The 21,756-nt window shown below is 50.6% G+C and carries 17 protein-coding genes; 12 read left to right on the top strand and 5 right to left on the bottom strand.

Translation table 11 applies throughout. The features are described 5' to 3' along the window. Window positions 1-68 precede the first annotated feature (68 nt). Genes NY07_RS14950 through NY07_RS14960 form a run of 3 tightly spaced genes read left to right on the top strand, consistent with a single transcriptional unit; the run spans window position 69 to window position 1,407 of the window. Window positions 69-551, top strand: coding sequence for a GNAT family N-acetyltransferase (locus NY07_RS14950; protein ID WP_033540155.1), 483 nt, complete (start codon window positions 69-71; stop codon window positions 549-551). 40 nt (window positions 552-591) lie between these two features. Further along, entirely contained in the window at window positions 592-843 is a 252-nt protein-coding gene (locus NY07_RS14955; RefSeq protein ID WP_033540156.1) for a DUF2960 domain-containing protein, read from the top strand. Window positions 844-897: 54 nt separating this feature from the next. After that, entirely contained in the window at window positions 898-1,407 is a 510-nt protein-coding gene (locus NY07_RS14960) for an RDD family protein (RefSeq protein ID WP_033540157.1), read from the top strand. Window positions 1,408-1,554: 147 nt separating this feature from the next. On the opposite strand, the gene lptG is transcribed toward NY07_RS14960, so the two are convergent. Together lptG and lptF are read right to left on the bottom strand one after the other, a co-directional pair. Beyond that, window positions 1,555-2,613 (bottom strand): LPS export ABC transporter permease LptG, encoded by a 1,059-nt coding sequence (lptG, locus tag NY07_RS14965; protein ID WP_033540158.1) that lies wholly within the window; start codon window positions 2,611-2,613, stop codon window positions 1,555-1,557. Next, window positions 2,610-3,722, bottom strand: a complete 1,113-nt coding sequence (gene lptF, locus NY07_RS14970) for an LPS export ABC transporter permease LptF (RefSeq protein WP_033540159.1) — start codon at window positions 3,720-3,722, stop codon at window positions 2,610-2,612. The genes lptG and lptF overlap by 4 nt, the downstream gene beginning before the upstream one ends. A gap of 221 nt (window positions 3,723-3,943) precedes the next feature. Between lptF and pepA the strand changes: the two genes are divergently transcribed. After that, entirely contained in the window at window positions 3,944-5,452 is a 1,509-nt protein-coding gene (gene pepA, locus NY07_RS14975; RefSeq protein ID WP_033540160.1) for a leucyl aminopeptidase, read from the top strand. 75 nt (window positions 5,453-5,527) lie between these two features. Here the strand turns inward: pepA and NY07_RS14980 are convergent, their stop codons facing one another. Then, window positions 5,528-5,908 carry a hypothetical protein gene (locus NY07_RS14980; RefSeq protein WP_033540161.1) on the bottom strand — a complete coding sequence of 127 codons (381 nt, stop codon included), beginning with the start codon at window positions 5,906-5,908 and terminating at the stop codon, window positions 5,528-5,530. 297 nt (window positions 5,909-6,205) lie between these two features. Between NY07_RS14980 and NY07_RS14985 the strand changes: the two genes are divergently transcribed. From NY07_RS14985 to NY07_RS15010, 6 genes are all read left to right on the top strand, one after another. Beyond that, the gene (locus NY07_RS14985) at window positions 6,206-8,245 is read left to right on the top strand and encodes a winged helix-turn-helix domain-containing protein (protein ID WP_033540162.1); all 2,040 of its coding nucleotides are present in this window, start codon (window positions 6,206-6,208) and stop codon (window positions 8,243-8,245) included. Between the two features lie 192 nt (window positions 8,246-8,437). Beyond that, window positions 8,438-12,184: a S8 family serine peptidase gene (locus NY07_RS14990; protein ID WP_033540163.1), complete on the top strand. Its 3,747-nt coding sequence runs from the start codon at window positions 8,438-8,440 to the stop codon at window positions 12,182-12,184. Between the two features lie 69 nt (window positions 12,185-12,253). Further along, window positions 12,254-15,832 (top strand): S8 family serine peptidase, encoded by a 3,579-nt coding sequence (locus tag NY07_RS14995; protein ID WP_033540164.1) that lies wholly within the window; start codon window positions 12,254-12,256, stop codon window positions 15,830-15,832. A 248-nt stretch (window positions 15,833-16,080) separates the two neighbouring features. Beyond that, entirely contained in the window at window positions 16,081-16,848 is a 768-nt protein-coding gene (locus tag NY07_RS15000; protein ID WP_033540165.1) for an EAL domain-containing protein, read from the top strand. Between the two features lie 180 nt (window positions 16,849-17,028). After that, entirely contained in the window at window positions 17,029-17,913 is an 885-nt protein-coding gene (locus tag NY07_RS15005; protein WP_033540166.1) for a tetratricopeptide repeat protein, read from the top strand. A 210-nt stretch (window positions 17,914-18,123) separates the two neighbouring features. Next, the gene (locus NY07_RS15010) at window positions 18,124-18,768 is read left to right on the top strand and encodes a class I SAM-dependent methyltransferase (RefSeq protein ID WP_033540167.1); all 645 of its coding nucleotides are present in this window, start codon (window positions 18,124-18,126) and stop codon (window positions 18,766-18,768) included. Between the two features lie 134 nt (window positions 18,769-18,902). On the opposite strand, the gene amrS is transcribed toward NY07_RS15010, so the two are convergent. Next, a complete protein-coding gene (amrS, locus tag NY07_RS15015) occupies window positions 18,903-19,991 on the bottom strand; it encodes an AmmeMemoRadiSam system radical SAM enzyme (protein WP_033540168.1) in 1,089 nt (362 codons plus the stop codon). Between the two features lie 64 nt (window positions 19,992-20,055). On the opposite strand from amrS, the gene amrB reads away from it, so the two are divergent. Beyond that, a complete protein-coding gene (gene amrB / locus NY07_RS15020) occupies window positions 20,056-20,856 on the top strand; it encodes an AmmeMemoRadiSam system protein B (RefSeq protein ID WP_033540169.1) in 801 nt (266 codons plus the stop codon). Continuing rightward, complete coding sequence (amrA, locus tag NY07_RS15025; protein ID WP_033540170.1) at window positions 20,834-21,409, top strand: AmmeMemoRadiSam system protein A; 576 nt, start codon at window positions 20,834-20,836, stop codon at window positions 21,407-21,409. The genes amrB and amrA overlap by 23 nt, the downstream gene beginning before the upstream one ends. Before the next feature lie 59 nt (window positions 21,410-21,468). Here the strand turns inward: amrA and NY07_RS19735 are convergent. After that, window positions 21,469-21,756, bottom strand: a 288-nt coding sequence (locus NY07_RS19735; RefSeq protein ID WP_235363944.1) for a hypothetical protein, incomplete at its 5' end; no start/stop codon positions are given.

Here is a 21,756-nt window from a genome sequence, read left to right on the forward strand (position 1 = left end):
TACCATGCCATTGATAAGCCCTACAAGCTGTGCGAACATCTAGCCTTTACCCCATTTAAGCCCGACTTATGCAGATACGAGAAATACAGACTCAGGATTGGCCCGCCATATTAGTAATACAAGATGAGTGCTACCCCAACATAGAGCCCGAATCCGAGACCGCCCTGCAGAGTAAGGCAATGCTCTCACCAAGCACCTGCTGTGTGGTGACTCAAGATGACACAGTTATCGGATACTGCCTGGCGCATCCCTGGCAGCGTGATACCCCGCCGAGTCTGGAGCAGGTACTGGACACCTTGGAAAAGCAAGAAACCCTCTACCTGCACGATATCGCTTTTTCCGCCAAGGCCCGTGGCCTAGGTGCTGGCACCGCCGTGTTCGACCGTCTGCTTGCTCAGGCTAAACGTCTGTCACTGCCAAGCATCTCACTGGTGGCCGTGGGCGGCGCACACACATATTGGCAACGCCTGGGATTTAAATCGCGTATAATCGACAAATCATTAGATAGCTACCCGGATGATGCCTGCTATATGGTGTACGCCATCGATTAGCATTATCCGCTGCGCTTCAATTTATCAGTAAGAGAATATTATGGCCCGTAGAGTCGGTTATACCTTTAAAAATCAGTACAAAGAGATCAACTTCGTTTACGACAAGTACCACGATATCTATGAGGCAGTCGCCGCCGCAGAAGGGATAGATTTGACTCGTTATCTCGCCATGGAGGCTCAAGTCGCCATGACATCCAAGGGCTCTCAGGCGGTGAAAGACTATCGTCAGAAGGAGTTTGCCCGCTTCGGCTTTAGCGACATCCGCTTTATCCGAGATGAAAGCCAAGACTAACTTAGCTAGAATAGCCCCCCATTTATGCCTTTAACCAGATGATGTAGGCCCAAGATGTCTAATATTGAACATGCCAATTTCCCCAGAGCCGGTTTCATTCGCCGTATGGGCGCAATAGTATACGATCTCCTACTGGCCGTTGCCGTCTATATGGTGGCCGGTGCCATCGGCTTTGGTGTCTTTATTGCCCTCACCAGCAGTGGCTTGATCTCAATGCAGGGATTCGAGCATGTCTCAGATCTGCTCAACGCGACGCCGCTTTACAAAGGGTTGTACCAACTGTGGATCGCCTTGTGTGTCGGTTTCTTCTATGTGCTGTTTTGGAGTCGTGGTGGCCAAACCTTGGGCATGCGCGCCTGGCGCCTCAAGATCCAACATCCTAACGGCCAGTGCCTGAGCATGATCACAGCCGGCGCTCGCCTGGTCTGGTCTCTGCTGGGGATAGGTAATTTATGGATCTTAATCAACGGCGACAAGCTGGCGCTGCAAGATATGATGACCCGCTCAGAGGTGGTGGTGTTGTCCAAAGAAGCCAATCAGATGCGTAACTGGCACGGCGTTTAATGGCTGATTTGTGATAGCTGTATAAGCAGTTCATTTTGACAGATAGCGGCCCATCGCAACTTTGGCCGCATTAACCTGCCATGAAAAAAGGACCTCTAGGGTCCTTTTTTATTAGTCTGCTTAGCATCAGGATTTAATCAGCCTGCGCTATTTTCGAATATAGTAGATCGCCACGCCGCTAAAGATAATGGGCGGCATCACGGCCCCCAATATGGCTGGCAGGCCGTACACTAGCGTCATGGGGCCAAAGATCTCATTGCAGATATAGAAGCTGAAACCTGCCATCACCCCTAATAGCACACGTGCACCCATGGTGACAGTACGCAGTGGGCCAAACACAAACGACAGCGCCACCAACATCATGACCGCAACCGTTATCGGCTGCATGATCTTTCGCCACAGCGCCAGTTCATAACGGCCTGAATCCTGATTGTTTACCCGCAGATACTCGAGATAACCCACCAATCCCTGAATCGATAACGCCTCAGGTTTCACCGAGACGACCCTGAGCTTATCGGGCGTCAGGGTCGATTCCCAGCGGAACAGTGTCAGGTCCGTCTGGCTCACCTTTTCAGCAGAGATATTGGTCTGGCGCACATCCAGCAGTCGCCAATGATCACTCGAATAAACACCACGTCTCGCTTCAATGGTGCCCACCAGGTTGAGGTTATCGTCAAACTCATACAGCACAACATTATGCAGGGTATTGATGTTTTCAATCTCACCGATTTTTACAAACAGATCGCCATCTCTGGCCCAGATACCACGACTCGACTTAAATAGACTACCGCCTGAGAGCTTAACCGCCTGTAACTCCTTACCGTGACGCTCGGCAACGGGGGCTCCCCACTCGCCTAAGGCCATCACTAAAATCATCAAGGGCACCGCGGTTTTCATCGCAGACAGGGTGATCTGAAAACGGGACAAGCCTGATGATTGCATCACCACCAGCTCAGAGTTCGACGCCAGCATGCCCATGCCGATCAAAGCCCCTAAGAGCACCGCCATGGGAAAGAACATCTCAATGTCACGAGGGATCAGAAACAGTACATAAATAGCGGCATCGACCATGGTATAGGTGCCCCGCCCCACAAGGCGCAGCTGATCCACCCACTTGATGATGCCTGACAAGCCTGTCAACACCAACAGACACAGGGCCGAGGTGCTCACCAAAACACGAGCTATGTATAAATCTAATATCTTCATGCCTTCACCTTCTTACGCTTAATCAAGCCAGAAAGCTTGGCCCCAGTAGGACGCTCCTTACTCAGCAATAATATCCCCATAACTAGGGCCGAGGCGTGGATCCACCACATCCCCAAATATGCTGGTACCACCTCATCTTCGAGCGCCTTACGCCCTGCAATCATCAAACCGAAATAGCCAAGGTAAAGTAAAATCGCCGGGAACATCTTGGCAAACTTGCCCTGCCTGACATTCACCCTTGCCATGGGCACGGCGATCAATGTCATAAAGGGGATTGCCAGTGGGATTGCCAGACGCCAGTGGAACTCGGCCACGGCCTCAGGGCCTTCAGTGTCCAGCAGTTGATCGATAGGTAGGGCCGATAGTTTACGGCGACGCTGATCCACTTCCTGTTCTTTGATCTGCATTTCGTAGCCAGCAAACTGCACCACTTGATAGTCGAGTTGATTGCCCTTGCTCTGATATTGAATACCGTCATTGAGCTTAAGACGCTGCTCGCCGCTTTCATTTTCAACAACGCTGCCCCCTTGAGCCACCACGATATTGGACTGGCTCGCAACGTCTTCAGGATCTGGCAGCTGAGCCACAAACACCTTATCGAGCTGATTATCCCGACCGATACGTTCGACAAACAGTACCGCCCGGCCATTAGGACTGGTTTGAAAACGCCCTTGGGTCAAGGCCGCAAGGCCAGCCTCCGACTGTGCATTTTCCAACACTCGGTTTTGGGTCTCTTCGGCCCAAGGCGTCACATAGATGGATAAAAAGCCGGTAAACAGCATATTGGCGATGGCTAGTAACAGGGTGACGCGGGTGACATACCACTCACTGATCCCGACGCCGTGAAAAACCACCATCTCACTCTCGGCATACATACGACCATGGGCCACCAAAATCCCTAAAAATAGGCTTAATGGCACCACGAGTACCGCGAGGTAGGGAAGGTTGAGACCTAAGAGAGTCATCACTAGAGAGGCGGGAAACTCGCCTTCGGACGCATCTGCGAGTACACGAACAAAATGTTGGCTAATAAAAATAGCTAACAGTACTAAAAGCACCGCCATCTGCGCTTTTAAAACTTCACGAATCAAGTATCTAAATACAATCACAGGCAGGATCCAGTCCCTAAACTTATATTTATGCTGGTATCAGCCCACTTTTCATGTAGACTGTCTACTTTTGGTAGTTTTGTGACCAGCCTTTAACTAAAAATGGCAGAAAAACACCTGAAAAACTAACATTTGGTGTACCAATTTTAGGTCCGTTTTGGACACAAGCAGACATTATCTAATAAATAATAATATTTGTCTTTAAGAATCTAGGAGAGCTCATGGAGTTTAGCGTTAAGAGCGGCAGCCCGGAAAAACAACGTTCCGCCTGTATAGTCGTTGGTGTCTATGAACCTAGACGCCTCTCAGGTATTGCTGAGCAACTGGATAAAATCAGTGAAGGCTACATTAGTAACTTGCTGCGTCGCGGCGATTTAGAGGGTAAACCGGGTCAGATGCTACTGTTGCATCATGTGCCTAACGTGTTAAGTGAACGCGTCCTTCTTGTAGGTTGTGGCAAAGAACGAGAACTAGACGAACGCCAGTACAAGCAAATTATCACTAAGACCATCAACACCTTAAACGAAACAGGTTCAATGGAAGCCGTTTGCTTCCTGACCGAACTGCACGTTAAAGGCCGTGATACCTATTGGAAAGTTCGCGAAGCCGTTGAGTCTACACAAAATAGTCTCTACTGTTTCGACGCACTTAAGACACGCAAAGGCGAGACTCGTCGTCCGCTGCGCAAACTGGTATTTAATGTACCGACCCGCCGCGAACTCACAGTAGGCGAACGTGCCATCGAACATGGCATGGCCGTATCGAGCGGGACTCACCTGTGCCGTGACGTGGCTAATATGCCACCTAACATCTGTAATCCAGCCTACTTGGCCTCTCAGGCGCGTCAAATCGCCGAAAACCACGAAAATCTCACCGTCAGCACGATTGGCGAAGAGCAGATGGCGAAGCTGGGCATGAATGCCTACCTGGCCGTGGGTCGCGGCAGCCATAACGAATCAGTGATGACGGTTATGGAATATAAAGGCGCGGTGGACAGCACAGAGAAGCCTATTGTACTGGTGGGTAAGGGACTGACCTTTGACTCGGGTGGTATCTCACTCAAGCCTGGTGAAGCCATGGATGAGATGAAATACGACATGGGCGGCGCCGCAGGTGTCATTGGTACCATGCTGGCACTGTGTAAGCTGAAACTGCCCATCAATGTGGTTGGTGTGCTGGCAGGTTGTGAAAACATGCCATCGAGCAACGCTTATCGCCCAGGTGATATTCTCACCACTATGTCTGGCCAGACCGTTGAGGTGCTTAACACCGACGCCGAAGGTCGCCTGGTATTGTGTGACGTACTGACTTATGTCGAGCGCTTCGATCCTGAGCTGGTCGTCGACACGGCAACCCTCACCGGTGCCTGTGTGATCGCCCTAGGCAAACACGCCTCAGGCCTCTTCTCTTCTCACAACCCACTGGCCCACGAGCTACTCAATGCGGGCGAGCAAAGTGGTGACCGCGCATGGCGCATGCCACTGTGGGATGAGTACCAAGAGCACCTGGAAAGCCCATTTGCCGACATGACCAACCTGGGTGGTCGTCCAGCCGGTTCTATCACGGCGGCCTGCTTCCTGTCGCGTTTTGCCAAGAAGTATAACTGGGCACATCTGGACGTTGCCGGTACAGCCTGGAACAGCGGTGCTAACAAGGGTTCTACGGGTCGTCCTGTACCATTATTGACCCAGTTCTTGATCAATCGCGCAGGCGTTGAACAAGGCGAGTAGTCGCAGGTAATAGCCACTGGCGATGCAATTTAGCGAAATAAAAAGGTGAAGCAGTGCTTCACCTTTTTTATTGTCTCAAGCAGCAGGCGCTTTGGTCTTAATCAGCTGGATCATCATCAGCAAGACGCCAGCAAACACGCTAAAGGAGGCGAGTGCCAAAAAAGGGTCCACCACCTCCAAGGCAACAAACTCACCGTAGAGTAGAAACAGGCCAATTGCCACCCCAATGGTGCCCGCTTGATGCAAGATAAACTGCACCGTCATCAGCTTTCCTTGTGCAGCCTTAAGCCACAAGCGATAACAAAGTGCATAACTAAAAGAGATTAGAAAACCTATCATCATGATATGTGCATGGGTCACCAGCTGACCATGATTATGAGAGGCCGCCATATAAAGCCCTAAGGCGAGCCCGAGCAAGGCATAAACAAATGCCGTAATAAGATACCGCCTATCCATCACTATTCCTCCGGTTGACGGTTTAAACCGCCGAAATCCTCTCATTTAGTGTAGATCAGGCTAATAAGATCATGGCATTTAGGCATAACTACCACTTTGTAGCAAATTGTAACCTTTTAAAACCACTTAAAAACAGTATATTAGTAAAGGCAGTATCAATAAATATTCACTGGCTATTGAGTCCTGGTCGACTCTGCTCCTATCATAGGCCTAATAACAAAAACAACAGAAAGTGGACCCATTTTAGTGACAAACCTTAACTACCAAATTGGCGGATGCGAATTAGACTGCAAGTTAATGTCATTAAAACACGCACAAAGCAGCATAAAACTCTCTTCTAAAGTCTTTGAACTCCTGATGCTGTTTATTAACAGCCCAGACAATATTGTGTCTCGTCAACAAGCTGTTGAGACCATCTGGCTTGGCAATGAGGGGGTTGGCAAGAAGGGGTTTACCAATGGGATCTGGGTGCTGAGGAAAGCCTTCAAAGAGCTGGGAATCGAAGAGGAGGTGTTTAACACCTTGCCAAAGCTCGGCTATCAGCTAACGCTACCTGTACAAGCATTATCTGCTGAACAAACGCCGACTCCACGCAAGCCCTACCGAAATATTCTGGCCGCTTCGGCTGTATTTGCGCTACTGACCTGGCTTGGTTATTCATGGTTCAGCCCCAGCACTCCACCTGTGCTCGATGAAGCCAGCACAGCCCAGGTCGTCATGGCGCCAACTAAAATAAAAGTCACTAACTATGGCGGCGTAGAAGAGCATATCGCGGTATCCCACGATGGTCAGCGTCTGGCCATGCAATGGCGAGACAACTCACTCAGCGGTAAGATCTACATCAAAGAACTCAACCAGGCCGATGCGCCGCTCACGCTGATCTCCTTTAAAAACAATGAAGAAGCCTCACCAGCCTGGTCCCTGTCCGATAAAAAGCTCGCCTACGTTAGAGTCGACCACAGTGGTGAATGCCAGGTCAGAATAAGAAATCTGCTCGACAATACCGATGCCTTAGTGGCTTCTGATTGTTTTTATATCCCCTATAAGCGCATCGTATCTTGGTCAGGCGTCGACGATAACCGTTTGATCTATGCTAAAAAAATGGATGACAGAGTCGCACTTATCGCCTATTCACTAACCACAAAGCAGAGCCAACAGATCAGCTTTCCCAATAAAAATGAGATCGATTACGCCCCTAAATGGCTCAAACAAGACACTCAGCTGGCTTTTATTCGTGAACGAGCGGCCTCTAATCTGTTGAATCTGGTGCTACAAGATCAAGATGGCCAGCTGCAACAACTGATTCAAGACAGCGGTAGCATAGTAGATTTCGACTATTCGGCACGAGAAGAGCTCTTTTACGTCAACAACATCGACGGCGCAGCGGCAATCATCTCGCGCATTCGCCCTGATGGCAGCCAACTTTCACCGATACCCCAATCAGGACTGCCCAGCAGCATCACACTGTCCGATAACAACAAGTTGCTATATATCACAGAACATATTTCCAAAGAGTACATCACTCAACAGGCCTATGCCGATGGCAAGCAGCTGCGCCGCATATCCTCCTCCTCACGGGATATGTACGGCAAATATTCACAGGCCAGTGACGACATATTGTTTCTCTCGAACCGCTCCAAGCTTTGGTCCATCTGGAAAAACAACAAGGTCAGTAGTAAGAATATCACCCACTCATTGGGCAATGTGGGCGTGCCCGCCATCTCCCCCGTCAGCACTGACTTTGCAGTCAACATCATGACTGATACAGGTAGAACCCTGTATATCGGCAATATTGAATCGGAAAACTATCGTGCCATCGATACCCAGGGACTAGAAGCTGAAAATTTAAGCTGGTCGCAAGATGGCCGACACCTTTATTTTAAGGGCTTTGCCGATAAGCGAAACGGTATCTATAAGTTGAATGTAAATTCCGGCGAGCTTGAGCAGATCACCCAGCAGAAAGGGGTCTATGCGATTGAAGGAAAAGACAGCAAAACCCTCTACCTTTCACAGTTTGACCAGAATGGCATCTGGCATTTCGACCGCACCACAGGTCAAATGAACCAGCTTACCGACAAGCTGGCAAAATATGACTATGGCGCTTTTTATTATGAGCAAGGCTATCTCTACTTTCTGGCCAGAGACGCTGAGTTCGACACCATCATGCGCATCAAACCTGATAGTGAGCACCATACGCCGGAAGTGGTTCGTCAATATCCGGCCGACTCGGTAAGAAAATTTTTTGGCCTCTCGCGGGCCGATGGCCACTCCTATTTAGTCACCCTCAAACTGGCTAACGAGGCTGATGTGTATGGTTACTCTCTAACTGCAAACTAAAGACACAATATCGTATCTAATTGATTAATAGCGGAATAGATGTTTTTTAGACAAAAATATTACCTCAATAGACCAAAAATCGGGGAATAATCGAGTTCCCCTTCATTGTACCTACGTAGCCTTCACGTTATTAAATTGTTGCAGTCATGAATCGTTGACTCGACAGCAAAAATATAACAAGAAGGAAAGGACATGAAATTTAACAAATGCACCCTAGCATTATGCGTCTCGACCGCTATTCTCTCTGGGGCCCTTCAGGCCAAGACAGAATCGATCGTGGCTTTCGGTGCCGAGCAGGCACAGTCCAAGGGAACCTATACTTTCTCTTTAGCGCAATCAGAGAAGGATTCTGGCCAGCAGATTCTGGACACTCAGCAGGTACTCAAGCAACAAGCAGAACTTCTAGCACAAATTAAAACCATCGACCCACAAGCTCGCTTCGTGGGAAGTACTCATCTGCTGGCAAATACCATCACGCTGGAAGTACAAAACAGCGCGCTGGCAGAGATCCGCAAGTTAGATGCCATAGCCCAAACCTTCTACGGTCAACAGCTACAGACAGCCAAGCAGGATCCAAATAATCATCAGGTAATGAATACTTCGACTGCAGAAGAGATCAGCCTGATGACGCCCTACATGGGCAAAGAAACCGCAGGTAAAGGGGCCAGCGTTGCTATCATCTCTACCGGTATCGACTATACCTTGCCAGTCTTTGGCGGCTCTGGTGTTTATGGCGAAGATAACGACCCTGAAACGCCACCACCAGCGGGAAGCTACCTAGAAGCCCTTGAAAACGGCGCCATCGAGTACAGCGGATTTCCAACGGCTGTAGTAAAAGGCGGCTGGGATTTCTCTAGCGAGAACTTTGGCAATGACGCCAACCCAATCGATCAAAACTTAAGCTATGAGTCCTATAACGGCTGGGTTTACCCCACTGGCCAAGGCACCGAGCTGGCGAGTATCGTTCACCAACTCGCCCCAGGTGCAGAGTTACACGCCTACAAGGTCTATAACGTCTCTGAAAACAATGGTTGGGTGTCTGCCTCAGCCCCTAGCATGGCAAAAATCGTAGCAGCCCTTGAGCATGCACTCGATCCTAACCAAGATGGTGACACAAGCGACCATCTGGATATCGCCTTGATAGAAGCTGCTGGCGCTGGTGCCTTCTTTGACATCGATGGTAATTCATCCCCTAGCCTGATACAGATGCTAATCGAGCGTGTATCGGCTCAAGGCATGACAGTGGTTACCCACGCAGGTGACTTGGCTAAATACTCTCTCTTTGGTGATGCAGAGGCTAAACACCGTAACTGGATCTCTTCAGAAGGTAGTTCAACATCGGCCATCACTGTCGGTGCGGTCAATTATGCCGACGATGGCGAGACGCTGGTCATCCCTGAATGGGCCCCTATGGGACCGGTTCGTGGTTCTCAGGCCCTTAAGCCTGAAATCGTCACTTTGAGCGACAACCAAACCGTTGCCAAGATCTCTAACCCTGATGAAACAGCCCCTAGACTGGGTAGCCGCTCAGGCGCATTAACCAGCGCCGCACGTATTGCTGCTGCCGCTGCTGTCATTAAGAGCGAGTTCCCAGGTTTCGGCCCTGCAGAAATCAAAGCAATACTTGCCAACACTGCCAATGTTAACGCCATCCTGGAAAGCGATGGCATGACCCCAGCTGAACTTTACGCCATGGGTCACGGCATGGAAAACCTGGAAAATGCAGTTGCTTCGCCAATTGTTGCCTGGGAAACCAACAGTTATCAGCCTTATGTGCAGTTTGGTATGCATGAAGTGGGACAAAGCAAGACGCTGCATAAGCGCATCACGCTAAGAAACATCTCAGATACCACTCAGACGTACCAGATCGCCTACAAGATGAATGGCGAAAAAGCCGCTCACGAGGCACTTAGCTTCAACATGCCAGAAAGCGTGAATATTCCCGCCAACTCTAGCGTGATCCTACCGATCACTATCACGGTCGATGGCAATAAGTTGCCTCAATGGCCACTGATGAGTACCGGTGACCACACTGATGCCAATCTAAAAGCCACCGAACTTAACGGCTATATTAGTCTGACTTCAGAGTCAAAGCCTGAGATCAACCTGGGCTGGATGCTCAAGGCGCGTCACAGCACCAGTATCACTAAGCGCCCAAACGCTATCGAATTTCCCTCATACCTCGGCTATAACCCAGACTTGGGCCAAACCGAGTGGGATCATCTCGAATGGGGGCATGAGCTATATCCTGATAATGAATATGGCTCAATCAACTACCGAGGTTATGTCGCCTCTTTCGTGAACAACTCAGACTCGGCAACCACCTTTCAGGCTTACCCTTTGCTGCTGCAAAACAAAACCCTACCTGAGCACCTACAAAACCTTAGCGGCCATATGATTAAAGCTGTCGGTGGCGCTATTTTTGATGATGCCCAATGTAGCGTAACGGGTAAGAAGCTAAACATCGCCGTCAGCCTGTTTGATCGCGCCGACACCGCCTTACCGAACTATTATGAGCGCGGTCCACGCCTATTTACCTTTGACCTGTTCTACGAGGCCATGGTGAAAGAAAATGGCTGGGATAACAGCTTCGAAGGAGCCTACATCTGGGACGACGCTCAACGTGTTGCTCAACCCTTTGTTGCGCTCAATGACAAGGGACAGCCGACCACCTATGTGATCGACTACACCATCCCTTATGATTACTCAAATCCAACCGGACGCTACAAAGAGTCATCTCTGCCAACGCATTTTGCCAATAACGGTAAAAATGTTGTGTCGCAAATCTGTTTAGAAGATATGTTTCACCATGAGCTAGACAGTGTAGAAGACTTCGATCAAAACTTTGGTTTCCATATCGAAACCGATCGTCATACGGGCAGGGATCAATATGAGCCTTTGGTCCAATTTAACCCAATCAAGGGCGGTAGCTACACAGTAGAGCAGTCTTGCTACCTGGATTGGTTCAGTGGCGAAGAAGTATGTAGCGACATCGTCTTTGATCGCTCAGTGCATGTGGGTTTTGCCGCAATGGAAGAGGGCAAATCAGCAGGCGAGCTTGATTATCAGCAGACCTTTACCGCTCAACCTGGCGAAGAGATCTATATCGCTTCAGTGGGCACCGCTGAGATGGGGGGTATAGGCCCAATCGAAGCGCCTAAAGGCTTCATGGTCGTCAGCCTCAACGACGATTTCATGCAAGTTGGCTACAACTCCCTCATGGACGACGATGGCTCAGTGATCGCTAAGGCGCAAGCTGGACAGCACTTTAGTGTTGAAGAAAACGCTGAAGTCGGCACTGTTGTAGGCAAGATAGAGTTGGATTCACAAGGCTTCTTCACCTACCCATCAACCAAGTACACGCCGTTTGAGCTGCACATCACCAATACACTGGTCGGTACACCGTTTGCCATCAATCAGGAAACCTATGAGCTTTATGTGGTTAACCCTGATGCGCTCGACTACGAAAATAACCGTGAGTTCGAGATAAAGGTAACGCCTAAATCAGGCCGTGACATAGGTGACACTGAAACCCTGACCGTGAGTGTTCTTGACATCAATGACGTTGCACCACAGGTCAATGAAGACGTTGCCGCCTCACTGTCGGTACCAGAACTCATCTTCAAGTCTGGTTCATCAGCAAACTTCACCTTAGATATTGCCGGTCTGTTCAACGATCTAGAAGGCAATAGCCTGAGCTACGAAGTCGAAGGCACTGGCTTCTCGGCGCTGTCTATCAGCGGCACCGAAATCACAGGTCAAGTAGAGAACGAAGGTAGTCACATGCTGACCATCATCGCCTCTGACGGTGTGCATCAGGTCACTCATATGCTAGAGGTCGATGCAAGCTTTGAACCTGAAAGCGACGGTGGCTCACTAGGCTGGATGTCGCTCATCCTGGGTGCCTTGGCGCTGGTTCGCCGTCGCACTTCACGCTAGTTAGTAAAACCCTTGTGGGATAGCCGGTAAAACGGCTATCCCCCATTTCACAACCCTTTAGGTAATCAAATGAAATTAAGTCGTAGAAGTTTGTTGCTTAGTGCATTAACGGCTGCCATCGCTTGTTCAACCCATGCCGATGATACTAAGCCATTGCAAACCCTTATCCCTGGCCAAGAAAAACTAAAACTCGAACGCGCCGATAAACAACGCAACGACGGTATGTACTTTGTACGTTTCAAGGAAAGCCCTGTTGCCAGTTATGACGGCTCACTTGCCGGTTATGCGGCGACCAATATTCAGATTAACACCGCAAACAAACAAGCCTCAGGCCTGTTAAACAGCCACTCAAAGGCAAGTCTGCAGTACAAAAGTTATTTGAAGCAGCAGCAAGCAGAGACCAAACAAAGACTCAACAACCTGCTTAAACGTGTCCTCAATCCAACCCATGAATACCAGCTTGTGGTCAATGCCATGGCGGTTGAACTTCGTCCGGGCGAAGCCAGCATGGTTGCTAAAGATCCCAATGTTCTTAGCGTAGAGCCTATCGGCCTGCACTTTATTCAAACTTCAACAGGCCCAGAATTTATTGGCGCTAAACAGGTCTGGCAGGGTGATGCGCAAGTCAGCGCGACTCAAGGTGAAGGCGTCATCGTGGGTATTATGGATTCAGGCATCAATGCCAACCACCCCTCTTTTGCCGAAGTGGGTGCCGATGGATACCGCCACACCAACCCTCTGGGAGAGGGTCAATATTTAGGTGACTGTCAGCAATATAGCCAATTTTGTAATGGCAAGCTGATAGGTATCGTCAGTTATCCTGAGCTGATTCAATATCGTCTCGATAGCGCCGATAGCCTGGATAACCCTGAGTATGATGACTTAGAAAATAAGACCCAGGTCGGCTATGACTTCAATGGTCATGGAACACATGTCGCCTCTACGGCAGCAGGCAATATATTACATGACGTCAATTTCTACCTGCAGGCGGAAGAGGAAGATGGCACAATCATCGCTCAAAAGAGTGCCTTTGAATTCGACGCGATTAGCGGCGTTGCACCTCACGCAAACCTAGTCTCTTACCAGGTTTGTGACGATGGTGGCTCTTGCTATCCAGAATTTACCCTTAAGGCGATTGAACATGCCATCGAAAATGGCGTACAAGTGCTCAACTATTCAGTGGGCGGCTCGGCAAGAGATCCTTGGTCTTCTATCGACGCCGAAGCCTTCCTCAATGCTCGCCAGGCTGGTATTCACGTGGCCGTCGCGGCGGGTAACGCAGGCCCAACAGCCGGCACCATTGGCGCACCGGGTAACGCCCCTTGGGTAACCACAGTAGCGGCCTATAGCCACGACTTAGCCTTTAAAGAAAAGCAGATAACCGGCATGACCGGCGGCGAGACACCTCCCGGCAATATGAGCGGATTTGGCGCTACATCAGGGATCACAGGACCTGTCATCTTGGCCTCAAGTGTTAGCGCTGACAATGCACAATGCACCGAACCGTTTGAACCAGGTAGCTTTAACGGTGAAATCGTTGTCTGCGAACGCGGCGTTAACGCCAGGGTCCGCAAAGGGATCAATGTTCAAGCAGGCGGCGCGGGCGGCATGATTTTGATTAACATGCCTGGCGGTGCTGACTCACTCAACCATGACAACCATGTATTACCGGCCATTCATCTCAATGCCGATAACGGTGAGCGTCTGACGCAATGGTTGGCAAGCGGTGAAGGTCATCAGGCGACAATTGAAGCCACTGAGACAACAAGAGATCCAAGTCTTGGCGATATCGCCGGCGTATTTACCTCTCGTGGCCCTAACCTGCCCTACACCAATATCTTCTCGCCAGATATTGCCGCCCCCGGGGTGAACATTTATGCTGCCAACGCCGAAGACAGAATCTTTGAAGGACAGATTGGCCACATCCCATATGTCAGCTTTTCTGGTACCTCTATGGCCAGTCCTCATGTAGCTGGTGCCTATGCGCTGCTGAAAGCGACTCATCCAACTTGGACACCGGCACAAGCACAGTCGGCCATCATGAGTACCGCCCATCAGACGACCTATAAAGACGATGACTTTGATGGCGTAACCCAGCGTTCGGACTTCTTCGATCAAGGCGCGGGTAGTCTGCGCATCAATAAGGCATTGAAGGCGGGTCTGCTGCTGGATGTTAGCAAGGAGGAGTATCTTGCTGCCAACCCTGAAATTGGAGGCGACCCAACTAATCTTAACACCAGCTCTATGGTGCAAAATCAGTGTATTTCAAACTGCAGCTGGACTCGCACTGTCACCGCGACCCAAAGCAGCAGCTGGACGGCTGAATATGAGTACCTCAACCCAGGTTTCACACTGGAAGTGACGCCAGCCAGCTTCTCGCTAAATGCTGGTGAATCTCAAGTAATCACTATCAAAGCAACTGCCAACATCAACTTGGTAGATGAATGGGTGCATGGCTATATCAAGCTTAACAATGCCGATGCCAGCATGAGCGACACTCATCTGCAAGCCACCATTGGCTTTAAAGCTGGACAAGTGATCGAAGAGATCGCCGCCGAGCTGAATAATGTCGATAACAGCATACTCATAGAAGATATCTTTACTTCTGGCAGTAATGACCTGCAGAGCCGTGGTTTTGGTCTGTTTAAGGCACAGTCCTTTACTGGCAGCGCGATCGGTTCATCTAACGATGCTGAGCGTAACAGCCCATATTCTAACCCTGAAGTGATCTTCAGCGTGCCGACTGTGGTCAAGCCATACACCAAGCGCTTGGTGGTTGAGATCACCGACACGACGTCGCCAGATATGGATCTCTTTGTCGGTATCGATGAGAACGGTGACGGCATGCCAGATGCCTATGAATTGTTCTACTCTCTTGTTTGTCTCAGTGGTGAAGTTGACTCGAAAGAGCGCTGCGTCGTCGAAAATCCACCATCAGGTAACTATTGGATCTTTGCCCATAACTACGAGGGCACGGTAGAAGATCAAGCCGACGAAGTGACCTTAGAGATCACCCATGTGAACTATAGCAACCAGGCGAGCTTCGACATCACGGCGCCAAGCCAGGTGGCACAGGATGAGCGCTTTGACATTAGCTTGACCGTTAATGGCTACCTTGACGATAGCCAGACGCTACAGCCACTGGAAGCTGACGCCACCTACTATGGTCTGCTGGAGCTGGGGACGACCCCTGATCTTAAGCGCAATATTGGCGCAACACTGATCAAGGTAAAAGGCTTAACGCCAGTGGAAGTGCCACTCAATACACCGCCGGTAGTCGCTAACCCTATCGCAGATGTTAAAGCACAACTTAGCTCCGCTGGTAGCGCTGTGGTCAACGTCGATCTCAGCCAGGTATTTAGCGACCCAGAGGGCGATGCGCTTACATTGTCGGCGTCAGGCATTGAGGGGATCAGCCTGTCAGAGCAGCAGCTTGAGCTAACCTTCACTGCTAGCGGCACATTCACTCTCGTAGTCACCGCCAGTGACGGCGAGTTTGAGGCAAGCACCCAATTTGTGGTTACTGTAGAAGATGCGCCTTTACCACCAGTCGAGCCACCTAGTGAATCGAGTGGCGGCGGTGCTATTGGCTTGTATGCCCTGCTGACCCTGCTCCTGTTGGGAATACGCCGCAGACAGTACTCATAACAACCAATACTAATAATAACTAATTTCAATCATAGCAATCGCTTAACTTTTTTGGCTAACAGGGACGTTAGCCAAAATTTTTACCGAATGTACTTTCCTCAAAGAATTCACTTCAAAAACGATTAAAATCACGACTATACTGAATCATTAGACTCTCCGGCGAGTCGAATCAAGCTGCTGCACTGCGTAGTATCTTTTCGACACTAAGCAGGAAAATATACAGTGCGCCATAGATTAAGGATAACTAGATGGAAGCAGATCAGGCTCAGTTAGCCACCAAAGGCTGCCAGCAGTGCGTCAACAATCCTCTTCTCGACTTTGATTTCACCATGGCTTTTCAGCCAATCATAGATATTCATAAGCAAGAGATATTTGGCTTTGAAGCCTTAGTGCGCGGTCCAAATAATGAATCTGCTGCATCTATACTTGCCAAGGTCAATGATGAAAACCGTTACGCCTTCGATCAAACCTGCCGTGTCAAAGCTATCGCCCTCGCTGCAAAGTTAGATTTAGACACTATGCTGAGTATTAACTTTCTGCCCAACGCCATCTATCAACCAGAACGTTGTATCCGCACCACACTGGCCGCCGCCAAGGAATATGGTTTTCCGACAGAAAGAATCATGTTTGAATTTACTGAAGCCGAAAAGATAAAAGACGGCGGACACGTCAAACGCGTGGTGGAATACTACCGAGAGCTGGGATTTATCACCGCCATCGATGACTTTGGTGCAGGTTATGCGGGGCTTGGTTTATTGGCCAACTTTCAAACCAATATCATCAAACTGGATATGGAGCTGATTCGTAATATTCACCGAGACAAGACGCGACAAATCATAGTCACGCACACCCTCAACATCTGCCGCGAGCTCAACATCACCTGCCTGGCAGAGGGCATAGAGACAGTTGATGAAATGCGCTGGCTCAAGACCGCTGGTATCAGTCTGATGCAAGGATACCTGTTTGCTAAGCCCGGTTTCGAGTGCCTGCCAGAGGTCGACTTCTCTATTGGCTAAACCAAGCGTGGGTGATGACCCACGCGCTTTCAATCACAACAAACCGTGTTGGCATGGCGCTTACCTCTTTCGCGCCGCAAAGCTGAACTTTTGCCAATTAGATTGGCATCACAAGCCCTATGTTGTTAGTGTGACCTTAATTTAGGACGACTCACACCAAATAAACGACGGAAATCAGTTATGCCACGCTTACTTTGCATGTTAATCGCCATCATTTCATTCACCATGCCCCTCACCCTGCAGGCAGCCGAAGAGGCCAAAATTGAACCGCCTAAAGCCAACTTGCCACACTCTCAGCAGCCGATATTAGATAAGCCCCTCATAGAGCGCTACATACTCGATGAGCTTAAGACGCTGCGCACCGACCAGCAAGATCTCGAGCGCAGGCTTACGGTGGAGATCACCGACAGGGAATTGGCCGTCGCCGACAAATCTCTTAACTATGCCAATGTGACCGTGACCTATTTCTTCTACATCATCGCGGGGGTTGCGTCGCTCATCGCCTTTATTGGTTGGCAATCCCTTCGGGAGATTAAGACCAATACCGCCAAGCTTGCGGCTGAGCAATTACAATCCATCACAGAGCAATATGAAGAGAAGTTCAAGGTGCTGGAACAAGACCTTAAGCGTAAGAGCCGAATCATCACCAAGAACAACCGTGAGATCGAGATCATCAACGAGATCCACACGCTATGGCTACACGCCCAGAGCGCCCAGACCCCAGAGCAGAAGATTGCCGTCTATAACGAGATCCTCACCATACGACCCGGTGACCTTGAGGCCATGACCTACAAGGCCGATGCGGCCATGGAGATGCGCGAGTTTAACTGGGCGCTGAGCCTGTGTAACAGGGTACTAGAGGTCGATGGCAGTAACGCTCATGCCCTCTACCAGCGCGCCTGCGCCTTTGCCTGCCTGGGTCAGGAAGATCGCGCCCTGTCGGATCTGGAACAAGCCATCGAAAACAGCGTCAGCTTTAAAGAGGTCGCGGCCAACGAAGCCGACTTTGATAACCTGAGAGACAATCCTAAGTTCGATATTCTGATCTCCACCAGCGAGAGCTAAAACCAGCAGCTAGCGCCGCACCGCCACGGCCACAGAAAAGGGACGAGTGTCCCTTTTCGCCCGCCCCATAATTAACAGCGCCCATCATTAAAAGTGACCATACTTAAATAAGCCGGCACTTAAATAAGTCAACACTTAAATAAGCCAGTACTGAAATGTACTATCCAGGATATACGCGGCAAATATTGTGGTCGCAAACCGAGGGCTAAGATGTCACGTATCATCGCCTATTGTTACGACTACTTGATGCGCGGGCCAGAGCAGGCCTGCCTCATCGACTGGCGCAGGGAATTACTAAGCCAAGTCAGTGGCCGCGTGTTGGAAATTGGTGCCGGCACAGGGGCCAGCCTGCCCCTCTATCCCAAAAAGCAAGAGCTCGAACTGGTACTCACAGAACCCGATGAGGATATGAGAGGTCGACTAGCTGCTGCGATCGCCAAGATGCCAGATTGTCAGATCACTCTGCTCGATTGCCCAGCCGAATCGCTTGCCTGTGACGATGCGAGCTTCGACTGGGTATTTGTTTCCCTGGTCTGCTGCAGTGTCAATGATCTCCCAAGGACGCTAAAGGAGATCTGGCGGGTACTTAAACCCGGCGCTCACCTGCTCTTTCTCGAACATGTCGCTGCCGAGCCGGGCAGCAGGCGGCGACGCTGGCAAGATAGACTGAACTTCATCTGGCGCAGAATTGCTGGTAATTGCCACCTCAACAGAGAGACTGAGGCGCAACTCCGCCTCGCGGGATTCGAGATAGAGTCCATAATACGCGAGAGTATGCGTAAAGCCTTCTCCCTTGCCAGACCGACGATTCGCGGTGTCGCACGTAAACCGCAACAGCCTGAACAGCCAGGCTAAGCGGCCAGGCCAAAATACCAGGCTTAGCCACTAAGTCACTAAGCCAAACCACTAGGCTAAACCACTAAGCCGAACAACCAAGCCAAACCACCAGGCTAAGCCGACAAGCTAAGCCGCCAAGCTATGCCGTCCGCTTAATCCCGATGAATACGCACCGCTATGCGCCGGGCACCGAAGTCTTGCCTAACCCTATCGAAGCGCCCCGGTAAGGGCGCACCACAATGCCTGCAGGCACCAGTCTCATCGAGTGCATATTGCCCCAGCTGATACCAGTCTCGCTCGATCACCCGCCTATGGCAGTTGGCGCAATAGGTAGCATCTGAATCAGGGTGATGAACATTGCCGCAATAGACATAATGCAAGCCATGATTCAGGGCGATTTGGCGAGCCCGCTGCAAAGTTGACAGGGGCGTGGCGGGTTTATCTCGCAGCTTAAAGTCGGGATGAAAAGCGCTAAAATGCAGCGGCACATCCGGGCCCAAATTCTCCATCAACCACTGGCACATGGCGTTGAGTTCCTGATCGCTGTCATTCTCCCCCGGGATCAATAAGGTCGTGATCTCAAACCAGACTTGTGTCTCCCGTTTAAGGTAAAGCAAGGTCTCCAGCACAGGTTGCAGCTGGCCATGACAGATCTTGTGATAAAAGCGTTCGCTAAAGGCCTTAAGGTCGATATTGGCCGCATCCATATATTGATAAAACTCATCCCTCGGCGCCTTGCAGATATAGCCAGCACTCACCGCCACGCTTTTGATCCCGAGTTCTTTAGCTGCCTGGGCGGCGTCGATGGCGTACTCCATAAACACCACGGGATCGTTATAGGTAAAGGCGATGCTCTTGCAGCCATGTCGACGAGCCGTGGCCGCTAATTCATCTGGCATGGCGGTGTCACACAAGGTATCCATCTGGCGGGACTTACTCATATCCCAGTTCTGACAAAACTGGCAACTCAGATTACATCCCGCCGTGCCAAAACTCAGCACGCTCGAGCCGGGATAGAAATGATTCAGCGGCTTTTTCTCAATAGGGTCGATACAGAAGCCGGAGGAGCGCCCATAACTGGTGAGCACTATCTCGCCTTGATGGTGCATACGAACAAAGCAGGCACCGCGTTTCCCCTCACGCAGAGTGCATTTTCGCGGACAGAGATCGCAGCACACCCGACCATCCGCTAAGGCATGCCAATAGTGGGTGGGAAAGTATGTGGGCGGCGTCGTTAACATGGGTGTTTACCTATCGTTGACCTACACTAAAAGTATAGTTGACGCCCAGTCTAGGGAAGAGAAGATGAAATACCGACCCGCCGCCGTCGCAGGCCGTTTTTACCCAGCCGATCCCCCGCTGCTGATGCAGCAAATTAATGGTTATTTCAGCGAGCCTCCCTGCTGTGACATCATCCCTAAAGCCCTCATCTTACCCCACGCAGGTTATCTCTATTCAGGCGTCGTTGCCGCCAAGGCCCTGACTCTACTAAGAAATCGTCAACAGCCTTACACTCGTATTCTCCTATTAGGCCCCAGCCACTATGTGGGACTCAATGGCTGTGCCCTGCCCCGCAGCGATGCCTTTATCACACCGCTAGGTGAAATTCCTATCGACAAGGCGGGTGTAACACAGCTACTGGCGCAAAGGTTAGCCATAGAGTCAGATACGGCACATCAAAAAGAACATGCATTGGAAGTTCAGCTGCCCTTGCTGCAATCTTGCCTGGAAGAGTTTACCCTGCTACCTGTCGTCGTCGGCGCCACCAGCCCCGAAGCTGTGCATCGCTTGATCAACGAGGTCGCAGACCAAGACACACTGATCATAGTGAGCAGCGATCTGAGTCACTATCACCCTTATGGCGAAGCCAACCGCATCGATGCCGACACCCGCAGTAACATATTGTCCCTCGACGCCCACCTGAGCCCCGAACAGGCCTGTGGCTGCCATCCCCTCAATGGCCTGCTGGCGTTTGCGAAGAAGGTCAATTGGCAAATAAAATGTGTCACCCATACCAACTCAGGCGATGTTATCGCCCGCAGTGAATCACGCCAGCCCAGAGATAATGAAGAGGTGGTCGGCTATGCCAGCTTCGTCCTCTATTGAGCTGAGTCAGGCAGATAAGCGTGAACTGATCCGCATGGTCTGGCAGGTACTGGATCATGCCTTAGCAGGGCGAGGCTTGATCTTACCGTCACCACCCAGCAGTGAAGCCTTGCAACGCCACTGCGCCTGTTTCGTTACCCTTTACCACGGCGGCGAACTAAGAGGCTGTATCGGCACAGTGCAGACCAAGGATCCCCTATGGCGAGTCGCCTGTGAAAACGCCTATGCCAGCGGCTTTAACGACCAAAGGTTTCTGCCGCTCACCCTGGCAGAGCGCGCCGAACTCAGCCTGGATATCGCGATTCTCTCACCGCTCATGCCGATAGAAAACCAGGGCGAACAAGCCCTGCTCGATACACTCAGACCCGACATCGATGGGCTGCTGATGGATGATGGCCGGCGCCGCGCCCTGTTTCTCCCCTCGGTCTGGCGCAGTTTACCCACGCCCAAGGCGTTTGTTACCGCGCTCAAGCAGAAAGGCGGCTGGCCCCCAAATTTTTGGCATCACAACATCACGCTGCAGCGGTTTACCACCCAAGTCATTTCATCATGACCTTAAATCCGGCTTCGGCCAAAATTAGCACTTGGCATAGGCTAGGGGTTAGCATCTGGCTAATTGGTTATTCGGCAAAGGTGATAAACGCCATACCTTCTATGGCAATCTGTCGCCTGCCCAACGGGGTTGTGCAGATACACCAGTGACACGCTGTGCGTCTTGTGACCTGTAGGGATGCTGGATAGGTAATTGAAGGTTGTACCTTCATCGCCATCTAACGCCTGCCCGGCGGGGGGCTTTGTTTGCACTTTTGCTGTTGTAGCGTCTGGCGCTGTCGTCATTGGTATATTGAGTTGAAGGTCGCATCTTCTTTGCAATCTATCACCTGCGGTGGGCTTATGTGC

This window comes from Shewanella sp. ECSMB14101 (assembly GCF_000773485.1).
GTDB lineage: Bacteria > Pseudomonadota > Gammaproteobacteria > Enterobacterales > Shewanellaceae > Shewanella > Shewanella marisflavi.